Source organism: Acidipropionibacterium jensenii (assembly GCF_005890135.1).
In the GTDB taxonomy this organism is placed as follows: Bacteria; Actinomycetota; Actinomycetes; order Propionibacteriales; family Propionibacteriaceae; genus Acidipropionibacterium; species Acidipropionibacterium jensenii.
In genome coordinates this window covers 2,418,141-2,445,043 of sequence record NZ_CP040635.1, presented here as the reverse complement: position 1 = coordinate 2,445,043, position 26,903 = coordinate 2,418,141, and the positions used below count along the sequence as shown (strand labels likewise).

At 67.5% G+C, this 26,903-nt stretch carries 27 protein-coding genes; 3 read left to right on the top strand and 24 right to left on the bottom strand.

The features are described from left to right. Nucleotides 1–2 precede the first annotated feature (2 nt). The 13 genes from FEZ32_RS10905 to FEZ32_RS10845 all read right to left on the bottom strand — a co-directional run bounded on the left by FEZ32_RS10905 (nucleotide 3) and on the right by FEZ32_RS10845 (nucleotide 9,574). Entirely contained in the window at nucleotides 3–521 is a 519-nt protein-coding gene (locus FEZ32_RS10905) for a DUF2550 domain-containing protein (protein ID WP_028702426.1), read from the bottom strand. 100 nt (nucleotides 522–621) lie between these two features. Beyond that, complete coding sequence (locus FEZ32_RS10900; RefSeq protein WP_028702425.1) at nucleotides 622–1,044, bottom strand: F0F1 ATP synthase subunit epsilon; 423 nt, start codon at nucleotides 1,042–1,044, stop codon at nucleotides 622–624. Further along, complete coding sequence (gene atpD / locus FEZ32_RS10895) at nucleotides 1,044–2,501, bottom strand: F0F1 ATP synthase subunit beta (protein ID WP_028702424.1); 1,458 nt, start codon at nucleotides 2,499–2,501, stop codon at nucleotides 1,044–1,046. Before atpD ends, FEZ32_RS10900 begins: the two co-directional genes overlap by 1 nt. An 11-nt stretch (nucleotides 2,502–2,512) precedes the next feature. Continuing rightward, nucleotides 2,513–3,433, bottom strand: coding sequence for a F0F1 ATP synthase subunit gamma (locus FEZ32_RS10890; protein WP_138680602.1), 921 nt, complete (start codon nucleotides 3,431–3,433; stop codon nucleotides 2,513–2,515). A 3-nt stretch (nucleotides 3,434–3,436) separates the two neighbouring features. Continuing rightward, complete coding sequence (atpA, locus tag FEZ32_RS10885) at nucleotides 3,437–5,074, bottom strand: F0F1 ATP synthase subunit alpha (RefSeq protein WP_028702422.1); 1,638 nt, start codon at nucleotides 5,072–5,074, stop codon at nucleotides 3,437–3,439. A 65-nt stretch (nucleotides 5,075–5,139) separates the two neighbouring features. Then, entirely contained in the window at nucleotides 5,140–5,955 is an 816-nt protein-coding gene (locus tag FEZ32_RS10880; protein WP_138680601.1) for a F0F1 ATP synthase subunit delta, read from the bottom strand. Beyond that, nucleotides 5,952–6,515: a F0F1 ATP synthase subunit B gene (locus FEZ32_RS10875; RefSeq protein ID WP_097798752.1), complete on the bottom strand. Its 564-nt coding sequence runs from the start codon at nucleotides 6,513–6,515 to the stop codon at nucleotides 5,952–5,954. Before FEZ32_RS10875 ends, FEZ32_RS10880 begins: the two co-directional genes overlap by 4 nt. 23 nt (nucleotides 6,516–6,538) lie before the next feature. Continuing rightward, nucleotides 6,539–6,760, bottom strand: coding sequence for an ATP synthase F0 subunit C (gene atpE, locus FEZ32_RS10870; protein WP_028702419.1), 222 nt, complete (start codon nucleotides 6,758–6,760; stop codon nucleotides 6,539–6,541). Between the two features lie 82 nt (nucleotides 6,761–6,842). Then, entirely contained in the window at nucleotides 6,843–7,625 is a 783-nt protein-coding gene (gene atpB, locus FEZ32_RS10865) for a F0F1 ATP synthase subunit A (protein ID WP_028702418.1), read from the bottom strand. After that, entirely contained in the window at nucleotides 7,622–7,885 is a 264-nt protein-coding gene (locus FEZ32_RS10860) for a hypothetical protein (RefSeq protein ID WP_338028423.1), read from the bottom strand. Before FEZ32_RS10860 ends, atpB begins: the two co-directional genes overlap by 4 nt. An 80-nt stretch (nucleotides 7,886–7,965) precedes the next feature. Continuing rightward, entirely contained in the window at nucleotides 7,966–8,502 is a 537-nt protein-coding gene (locus FEZ32_RS13970; RefSeq protein ID WP_244937861.1) for a cyanate permease, read from the bottom strand. 202 nt (nucleotides 8,503–8,704) lie between these two features. Next, complete coding sequence (locus tag FEZ32_RS10850; protein ID WP_232020948.1) at nucleotides 8,705–9,265, bottom strand: serine O-acetyltransferase; 561 nt, start codon at nucleotides 9,263–9,265, stop codon at nucleotides 8,705–8,707. Nucleotides 9,266–9,313: 48 nt separating this feature from the next. Further along, nucleotides 9,314–9,574 (bottom strand): acyl carrier protein, encoded by a 261-nt coding sequence (locus FEZ32_RS10845; protein ID WP_138680600.1) that lies wholly within the window; start codon nucleotides 9,572–9,574, stop codon nucleotides 9,314–9,316. 163 nt (nucleotides 9,575–9,737) lie between these two features. On the opposite strand from FEZ32_RS10845, the gene asnB (FEZ32_RS10840) reads away from it, so the two are divergent. Both asnB (FEZ32_RS10840) and nadE read left to right on the top strand, forming a co-directional pair. After that, the gene (asnB, locus tag FEZ32_RS10840; protein WP_244937860.1) at nucleotides 9,738–11,720 is read left to right on the top strand and encodes an asparagine synthase (glutamine-hydrolyzing); all 1,983 of its coding nucleotides are present in this window, start codon (nucleotides 9,738–9,740) and stop codon (nucleotides 11,718–11,720) included. Then, on the top strand, nucleotides 11,683–12,660 hold the full coding sequence (nadE, locus tag FEZ32_RS10835) for an NAD(+) synthase (RefSeq protein ID WP_138680598.1): 978 nt from the start codon (nucleotides 11,683–11,685) through the stop codon (nucleotides 12,658–12,660). The genes asnB (FEZ32_RS10840) and nadE overlap by 38 nt, the downstream gene beginning before the upstream one ends. Here the strand turns inward: nadE and FEZ32_RS10830 are convergent. The 3 genes from FEZ32_RS10830 to FEZ32_RS10820 are packed head-to-tail and all read right to left on the bottom strand — an operon-like array spanning nucleotide 12,618 to nucleotide 15,357. Then, nucleotides 12,618–13,013 (bottom strand): holo-ACP synthase, encoded by a 396-nt coding sequence (locus FEZ32_RS10830; RefSeq protein WP_175415779.1) that lies wholly within the window; start codon nucleotides 13,011–13,013, stop codon nucleotides 12,618–12,620. The genes nadE and FEZ32_RS10830 overlap by 43 nt on opposite strands. 11 nt (nucleotides 13,014–13,024) lie before the next feature. After that, the gene (locus tag FEZ32_RS10825; RefSeq protein ID WP_138680596.1) at nucleotides 13,025–13,858 is read right to left on the bottom strand and encodes an SGNH/GDSL hydrolase family protein; all 834 of its coding nucleotides are present in this window, start codon (nucleotides 13,856–13,858) and stop codon (nucleotides 13,025–13,027) included. Further along, nucleotides 13,855–15,357, bottom strand: coding sequence for a class I adenylate-forming enzyme family protein (locus FEZ32_RS10820; protein ID WP_028702412.1), 1,503 nt, complete (start codon nucleotides 15,355–15,357; stop codon nucleotides 13,855–13,857). Before FEZ32_RS10820 ends, FEZ32_RS10825 begins: the two co-directional genes overlap by 4 nt. A gap of 159 nt (nucleotides 15,358–15,516) precedes the next feature. Here FEZ32_RS10820 and FEZ32_RS10815 point away from each other — a divergent pair, with 159 nt between their 5' ends. After that, a complete protein-coding gene (locus FEZ32_RS10815; protein ID WP_028702411.1) occupies nucleotides 15,517–17,109 on the top strand; it encodes a PIG-L family deacetylase in 1,593 nt (530 codons plus the stop codon). On the opposite strand, the gene FEZ32_RS10810 is transcribed toward FEZ32_RS10815, so the two are convergent. From FEZ32_RS10810 to FEZ32_RS10775, 8 genes are all read right to left on the bottom strand, one after another. After that, entirely contained in the window at nucleotides 17,051–18,403 is a 1,353-nt protein-coding gene (locus tag FEZ32_RS10810; RefSeq protein ID WP_175415778.1) for a glycosyltransferase, read from the bottom strand. The two genes, FEZ32_RS10815 and FEZ32_RS10810, sit on opposite strands and share 59 nt — an antisense overlap. Beyond that, on the bottom strand, nucleotides 18,400–20,256 hold the full coding sequence (gene asnB, locus FEZ32_RS10805) for an asparagine synthase (glutamine-hydrolyzing) (protein WP_138680594.1): 1,857 nt from the start codon (nucleotides 20,254–20,256) through the stop codon (nucleotides 18,400–18,402). Before asnB (FEZ32_RS10805) ends, FEZ32_RS10810 begins: the two co-directional genes overlap by 4 nt. After that, on the bottom strand, nucleotides 20,256–21,479 hold the full coding sequence (locus FEZ32_RS10800) for a glycosyltransferase (protein ID WP_138680593.1): 1,224 nt from the start codon (nucleotides 21,477–21,479) through the stop codon (nucleotides 20,256–20,258). The genes asnB (FEZ32_RS10805) and FEZ32_RS10800 overlap by 1 nt, the downstream gene beginning before the upstream one ends. Next, nucleotides 21,476–22,750, bottom strand: a complete 1,275-nt coding sequence (locus FEZ32_RS10795; RefSeq protein ID WP_244937859.1) for a glycosyltransferase family 4 protein — start codon at nucleotides 22,748–22,750, stop codon at nucleotides 21,476–21,478. The genes FEZ32_RS10800 and FEZ32_RS10795 overlap by 4 nt, the downstream gene beginning before the upstream one ends. A gap of 152 nt (nucleotides 22,751–22,902) precedes the next feature. Beyond that, entirely contained in the window at nucleotides 22,903–24,204 is a 1,302-nt protein-coding gene (locus FEZ32_RS10790) for an O-antigen ligase family protein (RefSeq protein ID WP_244937991.1), read from the bottom strand. A gap of 31 nt (nucleotides 24,205–24,235) precedes the next feature. After that, on the bottom strand, nucleotides 24,236–25,297 hold the full coding sequence (locus FEZ32_RS10785; protein ID WP_138680590.1) for an ICP22 family protein: 1,062 nt from the start codon (nucleotides 25,295–25,297) through the stop codon (nucleotides 24,236–24,238). Then, nucleotides 25,294–25,962 carry a hypothetical protein gene (locus FEZ32_RS10780; RefSeq protein ID WP_138680589.1) on the bottom strand — a complete coding sequence of 223 codons (669 nt, stop codon included), beginning with the start codon at nucleotides 25,960–25,962 and terminating at the stop codon, nucleotides 25,294–25,296. The genes FEZ32_RS10785 and FEZ32_RS10780 overlap by 4 nt, the downstream gene beginning before the upstream one ends. A gap of 67 nt (nucleotides 25,963–26,029) precedes the next feature. Then, complete coding sequence (locus FEZ32_RS10775; RefSeq protein WP_138680588.1) at nucleotides 26,030–26,896, bottom strand: hypothetical protein; 867 nt, start codon at nucleotides 26,894–26,896, stop codon at nucleotides 26,030–26,032. Nucleotides 26,897–26,903: the final 7 nt, after the last annotated feature.

The following is a 26,903-nucleotide window of genomic DNA, read 5'->3' as shown; positions in this document are numbered from 1 at the left end:
GGTCACATGCTGCGCGCGGTGAGGTGGTTGGCCTCCCCCGGGGGAGCCGCCTCCAGCCAGCTCATCAGGCCGGTGAGCACACCCTTGTCCACGACGATCTGACATCGGCTCCGCTGACCCGACGCCGCCGTGACCAAGGTGATGACCTCCTGGCTCATCATGAAGGGGATCTGGTCCCCCGGGGTCGGACGGTGGTGCTCGGCCATCTCCAGACTGCTGCGGTGCAGTGCCACGCTGGGAGACAGACAGGGATTGATCGGTCGGTACCACACGAAGTCTCCGGCGCAGTACTGGGCGAGCCCGAGCATCCACTTGCCGGGCCTGGCCTCCGCCGACTCATCGGGACCCAGGGTCCTCAGGCCGCACACGAACACCCCGCGCCGCCTCAGAAGAATCTGGTGGCGGATCAGCAGCCACACCATGGCCATCGCCACGATCGCCACCACGAGCACGGCCGCCATCAGTTCCAGCTGGATGACAGACACCAGCGCCACCTGCAGACTGACGTGAACGGGGCCCATGGCGACACGCTAGACCGAAAAGCCGTGACGTCCAAACGAGAGTCTCGTCCGGACGTCACGGCATGATCGAATCGTCTGGTGGAACTACCACGGTGTCATCTCAGGGCTTCTGCCCCGAGATGTGCTTGGCGGCGAGCAACTGGGCCTGGGCGAGGTGCAACCGGTGGACGTCGTCCTCGGTGTACTCGTCGTTGCGGTCCATCTTGCGCGAGATGACGTCGATCTCGTGCTGGGCGTCCGCGCTGGAGATCTCATCGGACCGGGTGGCGTACTGGGCCAGGATGGAGACCCGCCCGCTGTCGTCGAGGGCCACGTAGCCACCGTCAACGGCGATCACCTCCTGGCGACCGTCGTCGGTGATGATCCGAGCGGCGCAGGGCACCAGGTTCGCGAAGATCGGGGTGTGTCCCGGCAGCAGGCCGATGTCACCCTCGGTGGTGCGAAGGATGATGTTGACCGCATCGCCCTCCCAGATCTGGCGGTCTGCGGCCACCACGTCGACGTGCAACGGCTTGGGAGCCATCAGGCGTCCTTCTTCTGCATCTCGTCCCAGCGCTTCTGCACGTCCTCGATGCTGCCGACGTTGAAGAAGGCCTGCTCGGGGATGTGGTCGACGTCGCCGCGGCAGATCATCTGGAAGGACTCGATGGTCTCCTTGATCGGCACGGTCGATCCGGGCACTCCGGTGAACTTCGCGCCCGTGTAGGTGTTCTGGGAGAGGAACTGCTGGATGCGCCGGGCGCGACCGACGATCACCTTGTCCTCCTCGGAGAGCTCCTCCACGCCCAGAATCGCGATGATGTCCTGGAGTTCCTTGTTGCGCTGCAGGATCTGCTTGACCTGTGTCGCGGTGTCGTAGTGCTCCTGGCCGACGTACTGCGGATCGAGGATCCGGGAGGTCGAGGTGAGCGGGTCGACGGCCGGGTAGAGGCCTCGCGAGGCGATGTCTCTCGACAGCTCGGTGGTGGCGTCCAGGTGGGCGAAGGTGGTGGCCGGTGCCGGGTCGGTGTAGTCGTCGGCGGGCACGTAGATCGCCTGCATCGAGGTGATCGAGTGGCCCTTGGTCGAGGTGATCCGCTCCTGCAGCTGGCCCATCTCATCGGCCAGGTTCGGCTGGTAGCCCACCGCCGAGGGCATCCGGCCCAGCAGGGTGGAGACCTCGGAACCGGCCTGGGTGAACCGGAAGATGTTGTCGATGAAGAGCAGCACGTCCTGATTCTCGACATCGCGGAAGTACTCGGCCATCGTCAGTCCGGTCAGAGCGATCCGCAGACGGGTGCCCGGGGGCTCGTCCATCTGCCCGAAGACCAGTGCGGTGTCCTTGAGGACCCCGGCCTCGTCCATCTCATTGATGAGGTCGTTGCCCTCACGGGTCCGCTCGCCGACGCCGGCGAAGACCGAGGTGCCGCCGAAGTTGTGGGCGATCCGGTAGATCATCTCCTGGATGAGCACCGTCTTTCCCACGCCGGCGCCGCCGAACAGGCCGATCTTTCCGCCCTTGACGTAGGGGGTCAGCAGATCGAGCACCTTGATGCCGGTCTCCAGCATCTCGGTCTCCGGCTCCAGATCGTCGAAGGCGGGCGGATCCCGGTGGATCGGCCAGCGCTCGGAGATCTCCAGGGTTGCCGGATCGGCGTTGAGCACCTCACCGGTGACATTCCACACGTGGCCCTTCGTGACGTCGCCCACCGGAACGCTGATCGGGGCGCCGGTGTCGGTCACCTCGGACCCGCGGCGCATGCCGTCGGTGGGCTTGAGGGAGATGGTCCGCACGGTGTTGTCGCCGATGTGCAGTTCCACCTCCAGGGTGATGGTCTGCTTGTGGTCCATCACCTCGGTCTCGACGTGCAGAGCGTTGAGAATCTCGGGCAGATGCCCGGCCGGGAACTCGACGTCGACGACCGGGCCGATGACCCGGACGACCCGGCCGGTGGCGCCCTGTCGGGTGTCCTCCTGGGTACTGGTCACGGTAGCTGTCATGGCTTCTCTCTTCACTCCTCGGGGGTGGAATCTGTCAGGGCGGCCGAGCCGCCGACGATCTCGGTGATTTCCTGGGTGATGGCGGCCTGGCGGGCCTGGTTGGCCTGACGCGAGAGCGTCTGGATGAGCTGCTCGGCGTTGTCGGTGGCCGACTTCATGGCCCGCTGCCGACTGGCCAGCTCGGAGGCCGCCGACTGGAGCAGGGCGTAGTGGATCCGGTTGGCCACGTAGAGCGGCAGGAGATTGTCCAGCACCGAGGACGCGCTGGGCTCGAACTGGTACTCGTGGAAGATCTCCTCGTGACCCCCGTCACCGCTGTCATCGTCCTCGGGGGCGTCGACCACCTCCAACGGAAGCAGCCGCATCACCCTGGGGGTCTGCACGAGCATCGACCTGAAGTGGGTGTAGACGAGATGGAGCTCGTCCAGTCCCCCCTCCTCGGTCGGGGTGAGGAAGTCGGCGATCAACCGGTCGGCGATCTGACGGGCGTTCTGATAGGTCGGCGCGTCGGAGAATCCGCTCCAGGTCTGTGCCGCCGGCCGGTCGCGGAACTCGTAGTACTGGATCGCCTTGCGACCGCACAGGTAGGTCCGCACCTCCTGGGAGTCGCCCAGGGTGGCGGTCAGCTCCTCGGCAGCCTTGATGGCATTGGACGAGTAGGCCCCCGCCAGTCCGCGATCGGAGGTGATCACGAGCATCCCGGAGCGCACCGGGTTGTCCACCCCCCTGGTCAGCGGGTGGTCCTCGTGGGAGTGCGCGGCCACCGCCGAGACGGCCCGGTTCAGCTCATGGGCGTAGGGGGCGGCCGCACGCACCACTCGCTGGGCCTTCGGCACCCGTGCCGATGCGATGAGCTCCATCGCACGGGTGATCTTCTGGGTCGTCGCGACGGAGTCGCGCCGATCTCGCAGCTGTCTCAGGTTGGAGGCCATCGGTCAGCCCCGCTTGGCCCGGACGATCTTGGCCTGGTCGATCTCGTCGCGATCCATCGGCTCGAACTCCTCATGGCCGGCGAGGTACTTGCCCTCGGAGGTCTTGAAGGACTCCTTGACCTTCTCGATGGCCGCCGCAGCGGTCTTCTGGGAGTCATCGGGGAAGGTCCCGGTCTCCCGGATACCGGTGAGTACCTCGGTGTTGTTGGCCAGGTAGTCCAGCATGTCGTGCTCGAACCTCAGCACGTCGTCGACCGGCACGTTGTCCAGCTTTCCGGTGGTGCCGGCCCACACGCTGATGACCTGGTTCTCGATCGGGTAGGGCGAGAACTGGCCCTGCTTGAGCAGCTCCATGAGGCGCGCGCCACGGTCCAGCTGGGACCGCGAGGTGTCGTCCAGATCGGAGGCGAACATCGCGAAGGCCTGCATGTCGCGGTACTGGGCCAGGTCGATCTTGAGAGTTCCGGAGACGTTCTTCATCGCCTTGATCTGCGCGGCGCCACCGACTCGGGAGACCGAGATGCCGACATCGACGGCCGGACGCTGGTTGGCGTTGAACAGATCGGACTGCAGGAAGATCTGGCCGTCGGTGATGGAGATCACGTTGGTCGGGATGAAGGCCGAGACGTCGTTGGCCTTGGTCTCGATGATCGGCAGACCGGTCATCGATCCCCCGCCCAGCTTGTCGGAGAGCTTGGCGCAGCGCTCCAGCAGACGGGAGTGGAGGTAGAAGACGTCGCCGGGGTAGGCCTCGCGGCCCGGCGGACGACGCAGCAGCAGGGACATCGCCCGGTAGGCCTCGGCCTGCTTGGTGAGGTCGTCGAAGACGATGAGGACGTGCTTGCCCTGGTACATCCAGTGCTGGCCGATGGCCGAGCCGGCGTACGGGGCGATGTACTTGAAGCCGGCCGGGTCGGAGGCCGGGGCGTGCACGATGGTGGTGTACTCCATCGCTCCGGCCTTCTCCAGGGATCCCTTGACCTCGGCGACCGTGGATCCCTTCTGACCGATGGCCACGTAGATGCAGCGCACCTGCTTGGTCGGGTCCCCGGACTCCCAGTTCGCCTTCTGATTGATGATCGTGTCGATCGCGATGGCCGTCTTGCCGGTCTTGCGGTCCCCGATGATGAGCTGTCGCTGCCCACGTCCGATCGGCATCATCGAGTCGATGGCCTTGAGGCCGGTCTGCAGGGGCTCGCGAACCTCCTGGCGGTCCATCACGCCGGCCGCCTGGAGCTCGAGGGCTCGACGTCCCTCGATCCCGCTGATCTCACCGAGGCCGTCGATGGGGTTGCCCATCGCGTCCACGACCCGGCCGAGGTAACCCTCGCCGACCGGAACCGAGAGCACCTCGCCGGTGCCGCGCACCGTGGATCCCTCATCGATCCCCTCGGAGTCCCCGAGCACGACGACGCCGATCTCGCGCTCCTCCAGGTTCAGGGCGATGCCCATCCGGCCGTTCTCGAACTGGAGGAGCTCATTGGCCATCACGGAGGGAAGTCCGGCCACTCGCGCGATGCCGTCCCCGGAGGTGATCACGGATCCGACCTCTTCGCGCTTGGCCGCCTCCGGACTGTAGTTCTGGACGAAGTGGTCCAGCGCGTCGCGGATCTCCTCCGGACGTATCGTCAGTTCCGCCATTGCTTCTCCTTCAGCATTGACTCGGGGGTCCGGCACCAGCCCGACCACGGGTAGAACATTCTTGGTCAGCCCAACGACTGTCGGGCCTGGTCCAGACGGCGCGCCACGGTGCCGTCGATGACCTCATCGGGAAGGTTGATCCTGGCCCCGCCCAGCACCGACGGATCGACCGTCTCGCGCAGGTCGATGTGGTGGCCGGTGATGCGCTCCAGCTGGTTGACCATCTCCTCGCGCTGGGCGGTGCTCAGCGCGCGGGCGGTGGTCACCACCGCGATCGACGCACCGCGCAGGTCCGCCGACAGCTCCAGGTAGCGTGCCAGGACCTGCTCGTAGTGGGCGCGCCCGGTGGTGGGCACCGCCCTGGCGGCCAGTTCCCTGGTCTGGCTGGTCGACCGGTCGGCCAGCAGCGATCTCACCAGTTCGCGGCGATCGGCGACCGGCCTGTCGCGATCCTCCAGGGCGACCGACAGGTCGAGGTCCCCGAGCACCGTCTGGCGGAGCCGGAACAGCTCCTCCTCGACCTGGTCGGCCTCCCCGGCGCTGACAGCTGTCAGCAGCAGGGCCCGCACGGCCTGGCGCTCCAGTCCTCCTGACAGCCCGGCCGAGGAGGGCCAGCGCACTGCCGCCGCGGCCTCGACGACCGTCAACGCCTCGGCGCTCAGCTGGTCCGACAGCAACTGCGAGGCGAGCTTCTGCCTGGCCGGTGCCGGACTGCCGGCATCGCTCAGTGCCCGGCACAGGGTCGGCTGGGCGTTGAGCAGGTCGACGACGGCGAACAGTTCCTCGCTGAGGTGACCGGTCACCGAGACGCCGTCGAGTGCGGCATCGAGGGTGGCCGTGCGCTCTGCGGCGACACCCCAGTCGGCTGGTGCGGAGGTCATGCCCTGTCCACCGCCTGGGAGGACTTGGCCGGCTGCACCGCGAGCTCGGAGAGGAACCGGTCGACCGTCGAGCGAACCCGCTCGTCGTCGTCCAGGGACTCCCCGACGATCCGGCCGGCCAGATTGGTCGCCAGTCCGCCGATCTCGCGTCGCAGCTCGGCGACCGCCTGGTCGCGCTGGGCCTTGATCTGGGCGCTGGCCTGGGCCGAGATGCGATTGGCCTCGGCCTGCGCGTTGGTCCTCATCTCGGCGACGATCTGGGCGCCCTGCGTCTTGGCGTCCTCACGGATCTGGGCGGCCTCGTCGCGGGCACCGGCGAGCTGAGCCTGGTACTGCTCGAGAGCAGCCCGGGCGTCCTGCTGAGCCTTCTCGGCGCGCTCGATGCCACCCTGAATGGTCTCCGAACGCTCGTGGTACATGTCCTCGAAGCGAGGGACGATGAACTTGGCGCAGGCCCAGGTGATGATGAGGACCAGGACGATGCCGAGGATGATCTCGATGGGGTGCTCGGGCATCAGCGGGCCGAGGTTCACCAGCAGAGCCGTCGGCGGCGCAGTCATGACTGTACTCACGAGGGCCGCAGTCACGAGACGATGAACGCCAGCGCGAAGCCGAACAGGGCCAGGGCCTCGACCACGGCGAAGCCGATGAAGGCAGTGGTCATCATGGCGGGCCGGGCCTCAGGCTGACGGGCGGTGCCGTTGATGACGGCGGAGAAGATCATTGCGACGCCGATGCCAGGGCCCAGCGTGGCGATGCCGTACCCGATGGCGTTCAGAGAACCGCCGATAAGCATGGGAACCATGGAGTGTTTCCTTCCGGATTGTGCCCCGCCGGGGGCGTTTCTCATCTACGTCCCCGGACTGGGGACGAAACTCAGTGTGATCTCAGTGCTCGGCCGAGATCGATGTGGAGACGTACTGCGCGGACAGGACGGTGAAGACGTAGGCCTGCAGGAAGCCGACGAACAGTTCCAGTCCGAAGAGGGCGACGCTGAAGATGATCGACACCACCCCCGTGACGTTGTACAGCGGATTGCCGGCATAGGTGAGGAGATATCCCCCACCGACCAGGAAGATCAGGATGATGAGGTGACCGGCGAACATGTTGACGAACAGTCGCAGGGCCAGGGTGACGGGCCGGGTGATGAAGTTCGACAGGATCTCCAACGGAATGATGAGGATCCACAGGGCCACCGGGACATCAGGGGGAAGGATCGAGTTCTTGAAGAACTTCAACGGCCCCTTCGCCTGGATCCCGGCGGCGATGTAGACCACCCAGGAGACCAGCGCCATGCCGTAGACGTACCCGACGTGCGAGAAGGTGGGGAACATGAAGATGAACAGCTCGCCGAACCAGTTGTTCACCAGGATGAAGCTGAACAGGGCCACGAGATAGGGCAGCCACCGGCGGTACCCGGTGCCGATGATGTCGCGGACCAGGGAGTTGCGGATGAAGTTGTAGCAGTACTCCGCGAAGACCTGCCGCTTGCCCGGCACCACCTTCATGGAGTGGCTGAGCCACAGCCACAGGCCGATCACGATCACCGTGGCGATGATCGCCTGCCAGAAGGGCTTGTCCATCCATGAGACGCCGAATGTCCCCGGATACCTGAAGTCGTCGAGACCTGGGGTGTGGTACTCCAGCGGCACGAACAGCCCGTGGCTCACTTCTTCTCCTTCTTCTCGCCGGAGACAGGGACCTCGGACCCGTATCTCTTCACGATGACATAGACACTTGCGGCCAGGCCGAGGATCATCCCGATCGGAAAGATCCAGTTCTGATGAAGCCAGTGACCGATGAGCCAGCCCAGCCCGCCGTACAGGAGTAGGCCTGCCAGAACATAGCTGAGCACGCCCATCGCGTCGTCTGATCCCGAACCGGTGTGTCCCTGGTTCGCGGGTCTGCGCGGCGATGCGTTTCTGTTCATGACGGGAGTCACATTAGCAGTTCGGACCCCTGCTGCGGCTGTTCCAACGGGGTGCGCGACACAGGCCGAGGGCTGAATTCTCATCTGTCCCCCGGATCCCGGTAGATGCGCTGGTGCGGGCGTCGTGCCGCGACCACCACTCCGACGGTCCACGTCACGGCGACCCCGGCAAGGGTGGTCACCACCGGCATCGGGCCGGTCCCCAGGCGGGCGAGCAGGTCACCCGAGATGACGGCGGTGCCGAGGACTCCGAGCACCGCGAGCTGGAGGACGAACAGGATGAGAGCTCCCGCCATCGATCCGCCGTCGACCAGCAGATGGACCGACCTCCCGGTCCACAGGAAGAGCACGGCGAGGGCGGAACCGATGACCGATCCCACCAGGTCGTCGAGGTGACCGGGGCCGAACAGACCCCACAGGCCGACGCCCACCAGTCCGCCGGCAACAGCCCAGACCAGAGCGGTGCGCATCAGGGCGCTCACCTGGCTGGCGGCCAGGTCCCGACGGGGCGGCCGGTGGGACGGGGGCCGGTCCGAGGCGGACCCGACTGCGTCGGACCCGCCGACCTGTGAGCCGGGCCGCTCGGGCTGCTGCGAACCACCGGGACTCTCACGCACGGCCATCTCCATGGTCATCTGTGCCCGTCCCGTCGATCGTGAGTGCCTGTCCACTTCTCGCAGCTGGAAATTACCACAGATGATCGTTCCGGCCGGTCTCCGAAACGGCCGGTGGGGCCGAATCCGCGCGGGTCGGTGAGCTCTCCGCGGTCCTGGTTCTCCTGCGGACGGACCCGGAGTCGGCGACCGGGCCGCTCGCAGATCAGGACTCGGGTTCCCCGCCGAGTCCGATCATCCGGGAGTTGTCGTAGTCCTTGGCGATCACCCGCGCGGGGTTGCCCGCCACCAGACAACGGTCGGGGACGTCCTTCGAGAGCACCGAGCCGGCCGAGATCGCCACCCCGTCACCCACCGTGACGCTTCCGGTGATGACGGCCCCGGGCCCGATCCAGACGTCATCGCCCAGTCTCGGGACTCCCTGGTCCCCGCCGGCCACCCGCTGACCGATGGTGACATTCTGGTGCAGCACGCAGTGGCGTCCGATCACCGCGGGTCCGATGATCACCCCGTGCCGGTGCATCAGCAGCAGTCCGGGTCCGATGCTGGCTCCCGGTGCAATCTCCAGATGATCGATGTGGGTGATGACCCGGTTGACCAACCGGTGCACCGCGAGCGCCGGTACCGCCAGTGGCGAGTGCCGACGTCTGAGGTCGTTGGCCAGCTGACCGAACCGGTACGCCGCGACGCAGTGGAACTCCGAGTTCGTCAGCAGATACTGCAGACGCGTGCGTGCGGAGGGGGCCGACGGCAGCATTGCCGCCATTCCTCGCGCGATGTCCTCCCGTAGTGCGCCCATCGGGGTCACCGCAGGTCAGGATCGCTTGCTGAGCACATAGGAGACGACGCGGTCGATCCCGTCCAGATTCTCCGGGATCGTCTCGTTGTCGGCCACCTGGATTCCGAAGTTCTGCTCCAGGAACTCGATGAGTTCCAGGATTCCGGTGGAGTCGATCACTCCAGTCTCCAGCAATGAGGAGTCATCGGAGGGCAGCCTCTCGGAGTCCCCGAGCAGTAGATCCTCCAGGACGAATCCCCGGACCTTCTCGCGCAGTGTGGCGTCGTCGATCTGCATGGCTGGACCATACCCGGTGAAGGGGTGTCCCGGGCCGATTCCATGTCACCTCTTTGAGGGCCTGCCGGTGAACCATTGCACCCATTAGGCTGTCGCAATGAGATCGACGCACAACGGAGTACTGGAGCACTGAGAAATGTGCGGCATATGTGGCACCTACTCGATGGCACGCCCTCCCTCCCCGGAGCGGGTGGAGACCATGATGGTCGCTCTGCGCCACCGCGGTCCGGACGGCAGCGGGTACTTCGTCGACGACAGGGTCGCCCTGGGACACACCCGACTCGCGATCGTCGACACCGCCCACGGCGTCCAGCCGATGTGCAATGAGGACTCCCAGGTGTGGGTCACCTTCAACGGGGAGATCTTCAACCACGTGGAGCTGAGGGCTCAGCTGACCGACCGCGGCCACAGCTTCCGCACCCGGTGCGACACCGAGGTCATCGTCCATGCCTGGGAGGAGTGGGGTCCACTCGCCTTCGACCGGTTCAACGGGCAGTGGGCGCTGGCCATCTGGGACCGTCGCACCGACGAGCTGATCCTCAGCCGGGACCGCTACGGCGTTCGCCCGCTCTATTACACGTGGCACGGCGGCGAGCTGCGGTTCGCCTCCGAGATGAAGGCGCTGTTCGCCGTCGCAGAGGCTGGCCCGGACCTGGATCCGGTGGGTCTCGACCAGATCCTCACCTTCTGGGCACCGGTGGCTCCGGTCACCCCGTTCAAGGGGGTCAGCCAGCTTCCACCGGGAAGTTGGATGTGTGTCAGCGGGAAGCACTCCTCGACGTCGTCCTACTGGACTCCCGATTTCACCGAACCCGCGACGGGTCGTGGCGGATCGGAGCAGCAGAACGCCCAGGAACTGAGGGAACGGCTCATCGCGGCGGTGCGACTGCGCTTCGAGCGCAGCGATGTGCCGGTCAGCGCCTATCTGTCGGGCGGTATCGACTCCTCGGTGACGGCATCCCTCATCGCCTCCTTCACCGACGTCGAGGTGGACACCTTCTCGCTGCGCTTCGACTCGCCCGAGCACGACGAGGGACACTTCCAGCACCTGCTCACCCGGCGTCTCGGGACAAGGCACCACGAGGTCGAGGTCGGAGAGCGAGACATCGCCGAGATCTTCCCCGAGGTGGTGTGGCACGCCGAGCACCCCCTGCTGCGCACCGCCCCCGCCCCGATGTTCCTGCTGTCGAGGTTGGTGCACCAGAGCGGGTACAAGGTGGTGGTGACCGGAGAGGGAGCCGATGAGGTGCTCGCCGGCTATGACATCTTCCTGGAGGCCAAGGTCCGTCAGACGTGGGCCGCAGACCCCGATCCGGACGCACGTCAGCGCGCCGTGATGCAGCTCTACCCCTGGATGGAGCGGTCCCCGGGCCGGGCACCGGCCTTCGCCGCACAGTTCTTCGGCCAGAATCTGGATCCCCACGACCCGGCGATGTCCCACCGCCCGCGATGGGATACCGCCTCGACGATGAAGTCCATGCTCACTCCCGAGCTGCGCGTGGACTCGACGGTGGCCCACGACCTGGTCGCCGCGATGCCGGCCGACAGCTCCGGGTGGGAGATGCTGGGCCGGGCGCAGTGGCTGGAGATGCGGACCCTGCTGCCCGGCTACATCCTGGCCTCGCAGGGCGACCGGATGCTGATGGCCAACTCCGTCGAGGGACGGTTCCCCTTCCTCGACGTCGAGGTGAGCCGGCTGGCCGCCGCCCTGCCCGCCGAGCAGAAGATCAAGGGACTCGACGAGAAGCACCTGCTCAAGCTGGCATTCCAGGATCTGCTCCCGAAAGAGATCCTGAGTCGCCCCAAGCAGCCCTACCGGGCCCCCGATGCGGCGAGTTTCTTCGCGGGAGGCACACCGGACTGGGTCGGCGACGTCACCTCCTCCGAGGCGCTCTCCCGCAGCGGCGTGTTCCGTCCCGCGATGGTCAGTGCCCTGATGTCGAAGGCGCGCAGGCGTCTGGGCCGGGGCATGAGCAACACCGACAACATGCGCCTGGTGGCCGTCCTGTCGACCCAGCTGCTGCTCGATCAGGCCCGTCGCGCCAGGCGCGATCCGCCCAGTCCCCCGTCGACCCCGCAGTGTTCGATTACCGATCAAGGAGCACATCATGACCGCATTCGGCCCAGCGACCCTCCGCATCGATGAGGCCGCGGAGACCACCCGGATCTCCGAGGGCATCCGCAGCTACCTGCGAAGAGCCCGGCGCAAGGGAACAGTCGTCGCGGTCTCGGGAGGCATCGACTCGAGCGTGGTGGCCGCCCTGTGCGTGCGGGCGCTCGGCCCCGAGCGGGTCCTCGCCCTGCAGCTGCCGGAGTCCGAGTCCTCCGACGAGACGCTGCCGATCAGCTCCGAACTCATCGCATCACTGGGAGTGGACTCCCGCCACGAGGACATCTCCCCGATGCTGGAGGCCTTCGGCTGCTACCGCCGTCGCGATGACGCGATCCGCCGGGTGGTTCCCGAGTACGGTCCGGGATACCGGTCGAAGATCGTGCTGCCGAGTGTGGTCGACTCCGACCGCTACCGGATCTACTCGATCGTGGTGGAGGCCCCGGACGGCAGCCAGGAGACGCACCGGCTGACCACCGACGCCTACCTCGAGATCGTGGCGGCCACCAACTTCAAGCAGCGCACCCGCAAGGTCCTGGAGTACTTCCACGCCGACCGCCTCAACTACGCGGTGGCCGGAACCCCGAACCGACTCGAGTACGACCAGGGGTTCTTCGTCAAGCTCGGTGACGGGGCGGCCGATCTCAAGCCGATCGCCCACCTCTACAAGTCGCAGGTCTACGCCATGGCGGAGTACCTCGGGGTACCCGAGAGCATTCGGACCAGGCCGCCGACCACCGACACCTACTCGATGCCGCAGTCCCAGGAGGAGTTCTACTTCAGCCTCCCGTACAACCTCATGGACCTGTGCCTGTACGGCCACAACAACGACGTCCCGACGTCCGAGATCGCCGCGGCGACCGGTCTCACCGAGGAACAGGTCGGACGTGTGGTCCAAGACATCGAGCAGAAGCGGCGCACCACCGCCTATCTTCACGACAGGCCGGTGCTGCTGGGCGAGGTGCCGGAGGTCTGAGCGACCTCGGCGATGGCGGTCGCGATCAGGATCTGGTCGCGCACCGCCGTTGTGACGCAGATCGACCTGACACCCCAGGCGTCTGCCTCCCTCCTGACCAGCCCGGACAACCGCACCGCCATCGAGGTGCCATCCCCGACGGCCACGATCTCCCGCCACCTCGGGTGGTGCACCGCGCTCGGGCGGAGGGCCTTGAGAACGGCCTCCTTGACGGCGAAGCTCCGCGCCAGGTTCAGTGCCCGGTCACCCGGCTGGTCCAGCTCCTCGGTGTCGAACCAGCGCCTGGCGAGGGCCTGCCCCCACCTGTCGATCAGGCTGCGGAAGCGGAGCAGGTCGACGACATCGACACCCACTCCGCGCAGCGTCACTGAGCCGCGACGACGCTGACGAACTCCGCCGCGGCCGCCCGTGAGCCGACCCCGTTGAGGTGGCCCGGGTCGGCGGCGAGCCTGTTGTTCAGCACGTAGTAGGGCACACCGTCGCGCTTGCGTTCGGCCGGTGCGCTGTCCATGGTGGACTCGACTGCGGCAATGTCGAAGAACCGACCGGTCTGGCTGTACTGCTTGCGCACCAACTGGTTGTAGCGCTCCCGGGCGGCGTTGTCGGCAGGACCCATCTGGTCATCGCGGCCGAGCCAGGACTTCACCTTCTGCTTCCACCCGCGATCAGTGGTCAGCGGGACGGTCGTGTAGATGAAGGTCACGTCGGGATGTGCGGCCTCGAGCTGAGCCATCATCGCGGAGTACTTCTTGAACAGCGCGTCGACATCGGTCTGCGCGGTCACGTCGACGTAGCACAGCTTGAGCATGGCCACATCGACGGCCTTGCCCATCGAACCGTTCATCACCGTCGTGAAATCGGCGAACTTGCCGATCGGATCACCGTTGACCCCCATCGGCGCGTGGGCGAGGTAGCCACCGGTCCTGGCAGGAGCCGTCCGAGACTCCACCACTGTGAGGGTCGGACGGCCCGAGGGGGAGTACGTCGCCTGGAGCCCGTCGATGATGTTCATGCCCACCGACTGGTGCCCGAAGAAGATCTTCCTGTCGCTGAAGGATGCGAGTTCGGTGGCGGTGGGGGTCTTCTTCTCCACCGCGGCCGGCACCGTCGCTGACCTGCCGTGGAGTACCCGCGCCGATGCTGCGGCGACCACGACGAGCGTGACGGCCAGGGCGACGAGGAGAAGTTTTCGTGTCATGGTGTCCCTTCCGGAGACGCATCGGCACTCCCCCAGCCGACACAGAGTTCGCGGACATCTTGTTTTGCGACTTTACCGTTGCTGTTGAGGGGAATCAATGGCACGAGGTGGACCGCCACCGGCACCATGTGCCTGGCCAGCCGAGCCCGGCAGTGCACCAGGATGTCCTGCTCGGTGATGGTCGAGCCGTCCCTGCGGACCGCGACCATCTCCACCCGCTCCCCCGCCGCGTCGTCGGGGACGCCGACCACCGCGACCGAGACCAGGTCGTCGAGCTGAAGAGCGGCCGACTCGATCTCCTGACTGGAGATTCTCACCCCCCAGGACTTGATGAAGTCCTCGCGACGGTCGACCACGTAGATGTATCCCTCACCGTCGACGGTGGCGAGGTCGCCGGTCCGCAACTCGCCGTCGGGCATCCGCCTGGCGGTCTCCTGCGGGTCGTCCAGATAGCCCGGCGAGATGTTGCCTCCGCGCGCCCTGATCTCACCCACCTCGCCGGGCGCCACCTCGGCGCCGTCCTCGCCGACCACCCGGAGACTCACTCCCGGGATTCCCCGACCGATCGATCCCGGTTTGCGGTCGAGATCCTCGGGCGGCAGGTAGGACAGCCGTGCGGTGGCCTCGGTCTGGCCGTACATCAGGAACAGTCGGGCCTGCGGCTGGGCTCTCCTCAACTCATCGACCATCGCAGGTGCCAGTTTCCCGCCGGCCTGTTGCACGAGGCGCAGATCGGGCAGTGGCTGTCGTCCGAAGGTGCTGTTGCGCAGCAGGACGGCGAATGTGGAGGGCACCCCGGCGAGTCCGGTGCAGTGCTCCAACGCCATCCGGTCGACCATCTGCTGGGGGAAGGCAGCGCTGCGCTGCACCACGAGGGTCGCGCCGATCCTCAGGTGGGTGTGCAGCAGGGAGGCGCCGAAGACGTAGCTGAACGGCAGGACCACGAACACCCGCTCCCGACTGGTCAACGGCAGGTATCCCAGGATCGACTCGGTGTTGGCGATCAGGTTGCCGTGGGTGATGCGCACCACCCGCGGCCGACCGGTGGTCCCGGAGGTGAACTCGAGTGTGGCGTCCCGGTCCTCGGAGATCTCGACGACGGAGATCTCCGAGGCGGGCACCGAGGTGCCGTCCCATCCGAGGTCCAGGGTGTGCGGGAGCCGACCCGCCAGCCGGCGCGCCTCGATGGGGCCGAGGAAGGTCGCCCCGACGCCGAGCCACTCCACTCGGGAGAACATCTCCTCGGGCAGCAGGGTGGCGGCGATCGGCACCGCGACCATGCCGGCTGCGAGCACCGCGAGGTAACTGGCCACCCAGCCGAAGCTGTTGACGCCGATCAGCCCGACCCGGCCGCCGGGACCCAGCCCCGACTCGTCGAGGAGTTCGAGCCGGCGCGCGACCTCGCCGCGCAGGTCGGCGTAGCTGTGCGCGCCGTCGGAGTCCACCACAGAAATGTCACCGGCCGCACCGCCGGCGAGCAGATACTCAGCCGTGTTCATGGCTGCATGTTAACGGGCGTTCAGTCCGTGGGATGTCACCTTGCTCGGGTCCCACTGAGGGCGTCATCGACCGCTAATATGTTGAGCACTTTCCGCACCTCCGGTTCGGACCAGCCCTGACGTGAAGTGGTGGACATGCGCGGACATATTCTGTGGGCGTTGATTCTCCCCCCGATTCTGGCGGTCTCACTGGTGGGCTGTTCGCCCGGTGACACCTCGACCGAGGCGACCGAACCGGCCACCGTGGTGGTTCCCGATGTGCCCATGAGGCACGAGAAGTTCGAGTTCCGCTCCGCACAGACCACCCGGTTCGCCCGTCCCGTGGTCCTGCAGAAGGCGCAGAACCGCAACTGGGTGACGATCGGGTCGGCGCGCACCCGAGCCGACGGCTCCTTCAGCTTCGACGTCACGGCGGAGGGGATCATGTCGCTTCGCGCCCTCTCCCCGAAGACCTCTCATCAGGGGAAGAGCTACCCGCAGATCACCACCGAACCGGTCACCGTTCGCGCCGTCGACCAGAATGTCCGCCTCACGACAGCCGTCTCAGGATCGCAGGTCTCCCTCACCGCGATCGGCAGTCCGATCCGCATCGGCCGCCAGGTGACCCTCCAGTACCGCAAGGGCAGCACCTGGGTGAACGCGGAGACCGGCACATTCGACGATCAGGGCCACGCCACCGTCACGATCAAGCAGCCGAAGGCCTCCACCGACTACCGGGCCGTGATGACCGGCTGGCGGGGCGCACCGTCGGTGATCTCAGGCGGGGTGAGCGTCAAGGGCACCGATCCTGGTGCCGACCGCTGCCCGTTCAACATTCTCACGATCGTCGCCCATCAGGATGACGACATCATCTTCATGAATCCCGACCTCCAGAACGATCTCAACGCGGGAGCCTGCGCCACCACCGTCTTCCTGACGGCCGGTGACTCCGGCAACGGCACCCAGTACTGGGAGGACCGTGAGATCGGTCCCGAGATGGCCTATGCCACGATGACCGCGATGGACCCCGGGCCCGAGTGGAACCGGGGATCGGCGACCTTCGCAGGTCACCGGCTGCACGTCTCCCGCAGCCCCGGACAGGGCCGCATCACTCTCTACAGCCTGCGTCTGCCGGACGGGGACCTCGACGGAACGGGCACCGAGACCACCGGGCACCGGTCCCTCAGCAAGCTTCTCGACGGCCGGATCCGCACGATCTCCTCCCTCGACGGATCATCCAGCTACAACCGCGACAGCCTCATCGCCACGGTCCGGGCCATCGTCGAGGCCACCAACCCCCGTACCGTTCGAATCCAGGACGGCCGCTCGGGCCAGGAGGACCACGCAGACCACATGGCGGCCGCCAGGGTCGCGGTCAGCGCGCTGACCGGTTTCCGGGGACCCATCCTCGCCTACCGTGGTTACGGCATCCGCGTCGAACCCGCCAATGTTGCAGGGAAGGCTCTGATCCTCAAGAGGGACGCTCTGGTGAGCTATGCCGACTACGACCCCGCGCTGTGCCCGGACAACACGCCCTGCCCCACCGGCAACGAGGCTGTGTGGATCCAGCGGCAGTACCGGGCGCCAGTGGTCAAGCCCGACGGCTCGATCGCGGTGCCCGCCTCGGCGATCGACCCCGATGCCACCCGGGCCGTCCCCGCGGTGGGTGGCACAGGAGTGCCGCCGCGCGACTCGACACCGGTGAGTCCAGGAGTCAGTCCAGGACGCTACGCAGCACGCCAGCGTGGCCGGCGACCATCGCGCGTTCGGTGAAGGGCTCCTGGACCTGACCGGATCGTCCTCGTCCACGCCCGGGCGCCCGCACCAGGGCGTCGGCGAACAGTCGCCGGTTGGGCTGGTGCAGGCGCCGGCGCACCCTGGCCAGATCGGCCTGGCCGAATCCGGGGCAGGGACCGTCGACGACCTCGCCGACAACACCCTCCCGGCCGACCAGGTCCCTGGCGAAACCGACATCGGAGAGCACCAGCGGCAGACCATGGAGTGCCGCCTCGACCGCACTCAGCGGCCCGCCCTCGGCGAAGGAGTCCAGAGCGTAGACGTCGCCTGCGGCGAGAATCGTCGCCGGGTCGGAGTCACCGAGAAGGTGCACCCGCTCGCCAAGCGCCGATCGTCTCCGGAGCAGATCTGCCCGGCGGTACTCCAACCAGTTGTCGGGTGATCCGGCCACCACCAGCCGCATCCGGGGATCCTTCTCGGCCGCCACCAGGAAGGCGTCCACCAGTCCGGCCGGGTTCTTCTGGTCGCTGTAGCGCTGAAGGGCCACCACCAGGATGTCCTCATCGAGGATCGGAGAGCCGATCGTCTCCCCGAGGACGGTGCGGGCGCCCACCCGGTCGGGGGCGTGGGCGACGCCGTCGGGGGCCACCCCGTTGACCACCACCGAGATCCTCGCCCCCTCCGCCAGCCCGGAGAAGTACCGGGCCACCCCGCTGCTGACCGCGATGCACGCCGGTGCGGACCCTGACAGGGCGGCGAGTGTGGCCCGTGCGCCGGAGTCAAGGTAGGACTCGACGGCGTGGAAGACCGGAATGACGGGCCTCTGCGAAGCGGCGACCGCCGAGACCAGACCGGGGTCGGGCCGGTGCAACTCGATCACATCGGGGTGGCGTCCGGCGATGAGGTCGGCCAGCCCCTCGGTGTCACAGACGGTCACGGTCACCCCGGCAGCCACCAGCTCTGCCCCGACCCGTCCGGACCGGGAGGTGACCACCTCCACCTCGAACCCCTCGCCGGGCAGCCCCAGGGCCAGTGTGGCGACCACCTGCTCGACCCCTCCGCCGTCCAGCTCACCGGCCACCAGCATGCAGCTCGGCCCCCAGGACTGGTGTGGCACCGGATCAGGGGACGGTGCGTCGCGACCGTCCGACGGTGGACCCGGGGGCCGTGGCACGGCGGGCAGATCGTCGGCAGGTCGGGTGAGGGCCAGCACCGACTGCCAGTGTCCGAACCGGAGGCGGGCGGGAAGGGCGTCGGTGAGCGCAGTGAGACCCAGCAGCCCCCGGTAGCCCGCACCGGCCAGTCGGCGTCTCAGCCGATCGTCGGTCATGCCGCCCGCCATTCCTTCGCCCAACCGTCGACGCAGACCTCGTGCCAGACCTCCAGGGACAGCAGGGTCCAGATCCGGATCTCCTCGTCATGACCGCCACCCTCGTGGCGGTCCAGCAGTCGCGACACCGCGTGGCGGTCCAGGACTGACCCGACGAAGGAGCCCGGGCCGGTGAGGCGGTCCCGGGCGGTCTCGCGCAGACCGGTCCGGAACCAGCTGTCCAGGGGAACTCGGAACCCCACCTTCCGCCTGGTGACGATCTCCTCGGGCAGGTAGCGCCGGGCCACCTCCTTGAGCAGCCACTTGGGGACGCCACGACGGACCTTGAGATTGGAGGGGAGTCCGAAGACGAACTCGACCAGGCGATGGTCCAGCAGCGGCGGGCGCAGCTCGAGGGAAGCGGCCATCGTCATCCGGTCGCCTCTCTCCAACAGGTTGTCGGGCAACCAGCTCGCCAGGTCGTAGCGCAGCATCCGGTCGATCTCGTCGGTCCCGTCGGGCAGTTGACGCGCTCGCTCCGGCGCCGGGTCACGCCCGATCAGCTCGCGCCTCTCGGCCGCGGTGAAGGGAGCGAACCAGGTACCCAGCTGGTTGACCTCCGACCCCGCGGTGAGAGCCCGCAGGGCGATCCGGTGACGGCCCATGCTGGCCGGCAGCCGAGCCTCCAGGAACCGTCCCACCGCCTGGCGCGGGCCCGCCGGAACCCATCGGGCCCGCCCGCCCCAGGAGGCGAACCGGTACTTGGGGTAGCCACCGAAGAGCTCGTCGCCACCCTCCCCGCTGAGGACGACCTTGACGTGCTGGCGCGCGGTCTGGGCCAGCCTGAACACGGCGATGTCGGCGGGCTCGGAGATGGGCGCGTCGCGGTGCCAGGTGAGGCTCGGCCACAGCGCGAGGAAGTCCTCGGCACGGACCTCGACCTGGTGGTGACGGGTGCCGACCCGGTCGCTGACCAGTTGCGCCCAGTTGAGCTCGTCCACGCGCGGATCGCCGAATCCGGCCGCGAAGGTGTCGACCGGCGCCGTGCCGCGCAACTCCTTCATCACCGCGACGATGAGGCTGCTGTCGACCCCGCCGCTGAGATAGGAGCCCACCGGCACATCTGCCACCAGGGCCGCCTGGACCGCATCACGAATTCTCCGGTCGGCCTCGTCCACCGTCTTCGCCGGATCGAGGTCCGTGGCACGGACCGAGGGCGGCGCCCAGTACCGGTCCACCCGGAGCTCCCCGGACTCTCCGATCTCGGCGCGATGCCCGGGAGGCAGTTTGGAAACTCCCGCGAAGAGCGTGAACGGGGCGGGCACCGACCGTCCGGCGAGGTACCCGTCGAGACTGTCGGGGTCGACCTCGGGAGGTTCTGCGAGGTAGGCGTGGATCGCCTTGATCTCCGAACCGAAGACGATCCCACGGTGGTCGAGACGGTAGTAGAGGGGAAGCACTCCGAGCCGGTCGCGCACCAGGTGCAGGGTCCTACCGGTGTGGTCATAGGCGGCAATCGAGAACTGACCGCGCAGCCTCTCCACGAACCGGATTCCATGGCGCACCAGTCCGGCGACCAGCACCTCGGTGTCACCCTCGGTGCGGAAGGGGTAGTCCAGGTCCTCTCGCAGCTCCCGGTAGTTGAAGATCTCCCCGTTGAAGACGACGCTCCACGATCTGTCGACGGCGTGCATCGGCTGGTGAGAGGCGGCGAGGTCGATGATGGACAACCGGGTGTGGGTCAGTCCGAGACGGTCCTCGACCCAGGTCGACGACTCGTCGGGGCCGCGGTGGCGCAGCGAGTGGGTCATCCTCTCCAGTCCGGAGGCGGAGGCCGGCCCTCGCCTGGTGAGCACACCACCGATTCCGCACATCAGCGTCCTCCCTCGTCCTGATGACCGGCAGTGTCCAGAAGACCGGCATTGTCCAGGAGGGCCCGGGCCCGACCGGCCCAGGAGTAGGGGATCACGGACTGGGTGCGCGGCTCGGGGTCACCCGGATCGGCCAGCGCCCTCCTCACCTCGTCGATGAACCCGTCCGGCGAGTCCGCCACCCGAACCAGGTGACGCCACCCCTCGACCTCGGGGTACTCGGTGGTCACCACGGGCAGCCCGAGTGCCAGGTACTCCTTGAGCTTGACCGGATTGGCGAATCGGATCCACTCGTTGTCGAGCCACGGCATGATCGCGACATCGAAGCCTCGGCCCAGGGCCGGAATGTCGCGATAGTCGCGTTTGCCGAGCCAGTGGACGTTCGGCAGGCGGGTGAGGGAGTCCATCGAACAGGTGGCATCGCCGATCAGCACCATGCTGGCATCGGGTATCCGGCGCGCCGTCTGCTCTATCAGATCGAGATCCACGACATAGTCGTCGATCCCGCCGAAGAAGCCGATCCGGGGTGACGGAATCTCAAGGATCTGGGGATGAACGGGGCCATCGGCCCTGAAGTGGTCCAGATCCACTCCGTGGTCGAGGAAGAAGGCCCGCTCCCCCACCAGCGAGGAGTCCCGGCGCATCAGTTCGTGGCTCACGTAGAGCACATGGTCACTGTGGGTCAGAAACTTCCGTTCGAGACCGGCGACCCACTGCCCGTCCGCCTCCGGGAAGGCCGACTGCAGGTCCGAACGGTTGAACGCGAGTGTGGATCGGGCCATCCCCGCCACGACCGGCCAGGCGGTGGGAATCGTCGCTCCGATCGCCGGGACTCCCCGGATTCCGGCCAGTCGGGCGGCCACTCTCACCTGAGTCCGGATGAGCCAGGCATTGAACCGGTAGACCGCCCCGCTGCGGCCGTAGGCCGGCAGCATCACCGGGGTGTACACATGGAAGCCGGGCAGATCGGGCACAGGACGCCTGAGGAACCTGGTCATGCTGCGCAGCTTGCGGAGAATCCGTCTGCCGGGTCGGGTACTTGTTCTGGGTCCGGGGGCGCGAAGCCCCAGGCTGTTGACCACCAGCACCGGTCGGCTCCGGGCGACCTGGCGCATCAGCTGGAAGTCGGAGTGGGCCTGATTGTGGTACCACCAGTCCTGGGCCGCGAACCAGATGAATCCCTCACCCTGTCCTCCACCGCGAGGGCGTCGCGCCGGCCGTCTCATCTGCGCTCCAGGATGAACCGGTCGAACTCGTGCTCGTCCTCGAGCGGGACGATGCGGTTGCCCCACTCGTCCCTGCTGCGAGGCGGCAGGTCGGCGTGGAGGGCGCCATTGGGACGCTCGACTCCCAGCAGATAGTCGTAGACGCCGACATAAACCTCAGCCTGTGGCCGCCAGTCGAGGTCCCGGGCAACCCGGGAGCGGGCGGCTCTGGCCATCCTCAGCCTCAGGTCCGGGTCGACGATCAGCCTCTCCACCGCATCGGTGAAGGCGCTCACGTCACCCGAGGGCACCACCAGGATGCTGTCCCCGCCGCTCACCATGCTCTCGGTCAGATCGAAGGAGACCGACGGCAGGGCGAAGGCCATGTACTCCATCGTCTTGTTCATGGTCGACAGGTCGTTGAGAGGAGTCTTGAGATCGGGGCACAGACCGATGTCGGCACGACTCAGATTCTCCGCGACCATCCTGCGGTCCGCCCGACCGGTGAAGGTGACTGAGTCGTCGAGATCGAGCCTGTGGGCCAGCCTTCGCAGACTCTCCAGGGAGTCGCCGAAGCCCATCAGGGTGGCATGGACCCCGGTGTGTCCCCGACGGTGCACCAACTCGTCCATCACGTGGAGCACGATCTCGACGTTGTCCTGGGGCCCCATGATGCCCAGATAGACGAGTTCGACAGCGCCGCTGGGCCGTGGCCGGCTGGGGTAGCTGGGGGCCATCACCCGGGTGTCGGGACCGCTTCGCACCACCGTGACATGGGAGGGCCTCACCCTTCCGCGGGTGATGGCGATCCGCCGGTACGACTCGTTGGTGGAGATGACCCGGTCGGCGGTCCGATGGGTCAGCCGCTCCAGTTGGGACAGGATGCGGTACTCCAGCTTCTGCACCGCCGTGCGGGGATGCCCGAACCGGGAGATGAACAGCTCCGGGTTGAGATCGTGGTGATCGAAGACGAAGCGCACCCCGGCGGGTCTCCAGAGCAGGGCGAGGAGCCAGTAGGTGTCGGGCGGATTGCAGGCCTGGATGACCCGGAAGGGCAGGGCCCTGGCCACCTCGACCGACAGGATGGCGGTGCGCAGCCAGCAGTAGGCGAACTCAGCGGCGAAGCCGAGGGCTCCCCTGGCCTCACGGGGCGGACGGTAGCGGTAGATGCGCACACCGTCGATCGTCTCGCGGGAACTGTCCTCCGGTCCCTTGGGGCAGATGACGCTCACCTGATAGCCATTGGCCCTCAGGGCCCGACACTCGAGCCACACCCTGCGGTCGAATGGCACGGGAAGGTTCTGCACGATGATCAGAACGTGCCGGTCCCGGTCCCGGCCATCTGCTCGCTGACTTCTCCGCACGGCTCCCTCTATCTCTCGACAGGTGAGTGGGCTTGCCATCGCTCGGTGCCGCATGGGTCGTGTCCCGGGCGGCTCCTCAGCTAGACCGAGTCTCTCATGGCCCGGCTCTCGGGGAGCGGAATCGACGGCAACCGCGAGGCCGTCTCCGGGCGGGCGCTCATCCGGTACGAGGCTGCGCACACACCGGCCACCAGGAACAGCAGACCGGCTGACATCGGGAAGGCCAGACCGTCGAAGAATGCGAACAGCACAGCGAGGGTGAGCATCGAGGCCGCCGCTCCTCGCGCCACCACGGCACCGGCGGGGTCAAGGCCCTTCGCCGCGATGACGGCGCTCCATATCGCGGAGACGACGACGGCGGCGAGCGCCGCCGCTCCCGCAATGCCGAGTTCGACCAGGGTGAGAACCCACTGGTTGTCGAAGATGTAGTAGCGCGGCAGGAAGGTGCCGAATCCAGCGCCGAGCAGTGGGGATGCGGCCAGGAAGTCGGGCACCCTGGCCAGCGCGTTGGTGCGCGACAGAGTGCTGGGATCGTCGGAGGCCCCGGTGAACAGCGAGACGACCGTGCTGGCCATTCCCGGAACCGCGACGGCCACCACCACGACGGCGACTCCGGCTGCCACCGTGAGCACCCGGCGGGATTTGCGGGGCATCCCCGGGATCGATGCCAGGATGGCCACCGCCAGTCCCACGATGGCCGAACGCGACACCGAGACCAGGGCGACCAGAGCGGCGAGGGTCGCGGGTATCCACCAGCGCAAGCGCAGTGCCCGATCCCTGCGGAATCCTCCCGAGACCGCGGCGGCAATGGTCAGTGGGAGCATGCCGACCACCACGGCGCCGAACTCCAGCGGGTGGGTCGCTGTGCCGACAGCACGGGCGAACATGCCCCGCGACGAGAAGTCGTCGGCGCCGAACACCAGGCCGGGGATCCCCTCGGCCCAGGACAGCATCGTCCGCCGGGTGGCGAACTGAGCCAGCCCGAAGCAGGCGATCAGGCCGGTGAGCACCACCAACCGCCGCGTCAGGCGCACCACGTCATCGGTGTCGACCAGGCCGTCCACCGCCACCAGGAAGACCCCGCCCCAGGAGGCGGTACGCACCAGGGCCGCGATCGCCGGGCTGATCTGGTCGGCGGGCTGACCTCTGAGCATCGCGTGGGCGAAGCTCACCAGGATCACGAAGGCGAGGGCGCCCATCGCGATCCGCACCACCTGACGGTCCCGACCGGCGGGAGGAACCCCTCCCTCCAGCCGCCACAGCACCCACCATGCCAACAGCACCAGTCCCCAGAGCATCGATGGACGACCGTAGGTTCCCAGGCCGACGATGGTGACGTTGGAGGGGATCACCAGCAGACAGAGCAGGTAGACCGTGAGCATTCCCACGGCGCCGACCCTGCCCGTCCCCGGATCACCCAATGGGCGCCCGCTCTCCACGGTCACCCCTTCGGTCCGGAAGATCGGTGTCCTCGGCGGGATCCACGGGGGAGGCCGCCGACCGGGACAGCGAGGAGCCCTGGTCCGCCTGCGGGCGGACCGCAGTCTGCTCGGGATCGTCGGTCCGGGCGGGGTCCCGGTCACCCAGGGACTGCGCATCGACCCCGTCGGTGTCCTCGGAGCCGTCGGCACCGTCCGAGGCCTCATCGGTCGAGGAGTCCTCCTCGGACTCGGCGCCGTGACCCTTCGACGACTCCTCCCCGGCTGCCGCAGTCGCATCGGGACCGGAGGTCTCGCCCGACTCGTCATCGGCCTGGGCGGACTCCTCGGAGCGTGTTGCCCCGTCGGGCCCGGGACCCTTCTCGGAGTCCGGCGGCCCGTCGAGGGCCGGCTCGTCGGAGGCCGTGTCCTCATCGCTCTGCGCCGCCCGTCGCGCTCGCCGCCGTCGCAGCACGGCGCCGTCGACGAAGGATGCCACCAGCACCGACAGGGCGAGGACCGCGGCCCCCGATGCGCCGGTCATCATGAGGCGCTTCTTCTGCTCGGCGGTACCGCGCTTGTCGACCGAGACGGCCACCACCGAGATGCGTCGCCGCTCCGGAATGTTCTCCTCGGCCTGCAGGGAGTCCAGCAGGCTCGCGGTGCGCTGGTTCATGGCCGACAGCACGGCTGCTGCGTCCCGGTCACTCGTCGACTCCACGGTGATGAGGATCACCGGTCCCGAGGTGGTCTGGTCCCGAGCCACCTGGACAGTGGTCCCGGCACGGCCCTGGACGACCTCCTCGATGACATTCTTCGAGCCCAGACCACGGACGATGATGTCAGCGGCGGGTGCCAGTCCTCCGACGAACAGGTAGGGATTGCTGCCGCTCGGGATCATTCCGGATCCCGGCAGAAGAATCTGGGTCGAGGTGCGCGTGTAGGTGGGCGGCACGGCACTCCAGACTCCCGCTGCCACGGCGATCGCCACCACGAGGCCGACCACCAGGATGTACCAGCGGCGCAGAAGCCCGCGCAAGGTCTGGGTCACGGTCATGCTGCGGACCTTTCATCTCGGGGAGGCCGTCCGGCGAGTCCTCTGTCAACGATCACGGCACCCCATCCGCCGGCCAGCAGAGCGGCCGCCATCAGGGCCACGAAGGCCATCATCTGGGCCGGGCGGCCGACCGTCACCTGCTGGATGCCGCCGGTCAGCGGCATCACGGTCGGGGTGATGTACTTCTGCGGATCCGTGTAGGCCGCGCCCTGGCGTTGTCTGGACACCTCGAAGACCTTCTGGATGGTCTCGCGCTGCGTTCTCTCCACCCACTCCCGGGTCCGACCCACGATCTGAATCTCGATGTCGGCCCTGGAGAACATGGCCGACCACTGCCCCCCGGTGTTCGGGATGGCGACCAGCACCCCCTGCCGAACCCCCACCCCGTAGAGAGGTGCGTCATTGGACGCATACGTCGCCGGTTCCCTGCCGTTGTTGATCTCCCCCGCCACCGATCCCGCAAAGGCGATGACGCTCGCGTCGTCACGACCACTGTCGGGCAGCAGAGCCGCCCGTGCCGGAAGGGTGAAGCTCACCGTGGTTGCCGCACTGTAGCAGCCGCCGTCTCTCATCCAGAGGTATCCGATCGATGAGGCGCACAGCACCGCCACCAGCACGACGTACCACCGACGCACCATCACCCCGGCAACGGTCAGGAAGCTCACGACGCGCCCTTCGTGTCGGCATCATGTTGACGCCATCGTAGCCACCCCGGGTGACGCCCGGACGAGGTCACGGGTGGTTCACCGCGGCACCCTGTGCACGCACGTCACCATCGCCGTGGAGATGGTTGTTCTCCCACCGGGTCCAGCCCTTTCCACCCTGCAGATAGGCCGGGCCCCAACCGGTCCCGCTGAACCGGTTGTTGAGGGCGCGGACATTGCTGTACGGGTAGTTCGCACCGTTCAGCCCCAACTGGTAGCCGCCCCCCTCCAGCAGGTTCCCCTCGACCAGCACATTGCCGATGCGTCCGGAATAGGTCTGGATGAACAGTGCACCGGTGTCGGACCCGGAATCGCAGTCGAAACGGTTGTTGCGCACGACCAGGGTCCGGTCGGCCCTCTTGCTGACGTCGAAGTCACGGACCGTGAAGGCATCGGAGTGGGTGCCGTCCTTGGCCGGGTCGCCCTCGGCCACCAGTCCCGTGACGTAGTTCTGCTCGATCACCGAGTCGAGCTCCGATCCGGCGTTCATGATTCCGATACCGCTGCCGAGGCGATGGATGTAGTTCCGGGCCAGGTCGGCCACACCGATGAAACCGGTCGCCTGGGCCGCGGTTCTCGCATCGAGCAGGGTGCCGTCGATCTCGCTGTCGCGGATGATCACCCTGCCGGCGGCCGGCCGCATCGAGTTGTAGTTCGTCGTGCCCACGATCGGCATCCCCGGTGCGGCCTTGGTGGGACGGATGCAGCTGCGCTCAATGGTGATGCTGCCCGACGACAGGTCCAGACCGGTGCTGATGAGCCGGCCCGAGATCGTCGTCCCGGCGGGCACCGTGCTCGGCCCCCGGTAGGCGGGAAGGCTCGTGCAGTTCAGTCCGAGGCGCCTGAGACCGACATTCGCCTGGGTGATCGCCCAGCCCGAGGTCGGTGCCGCCACGGAGGAG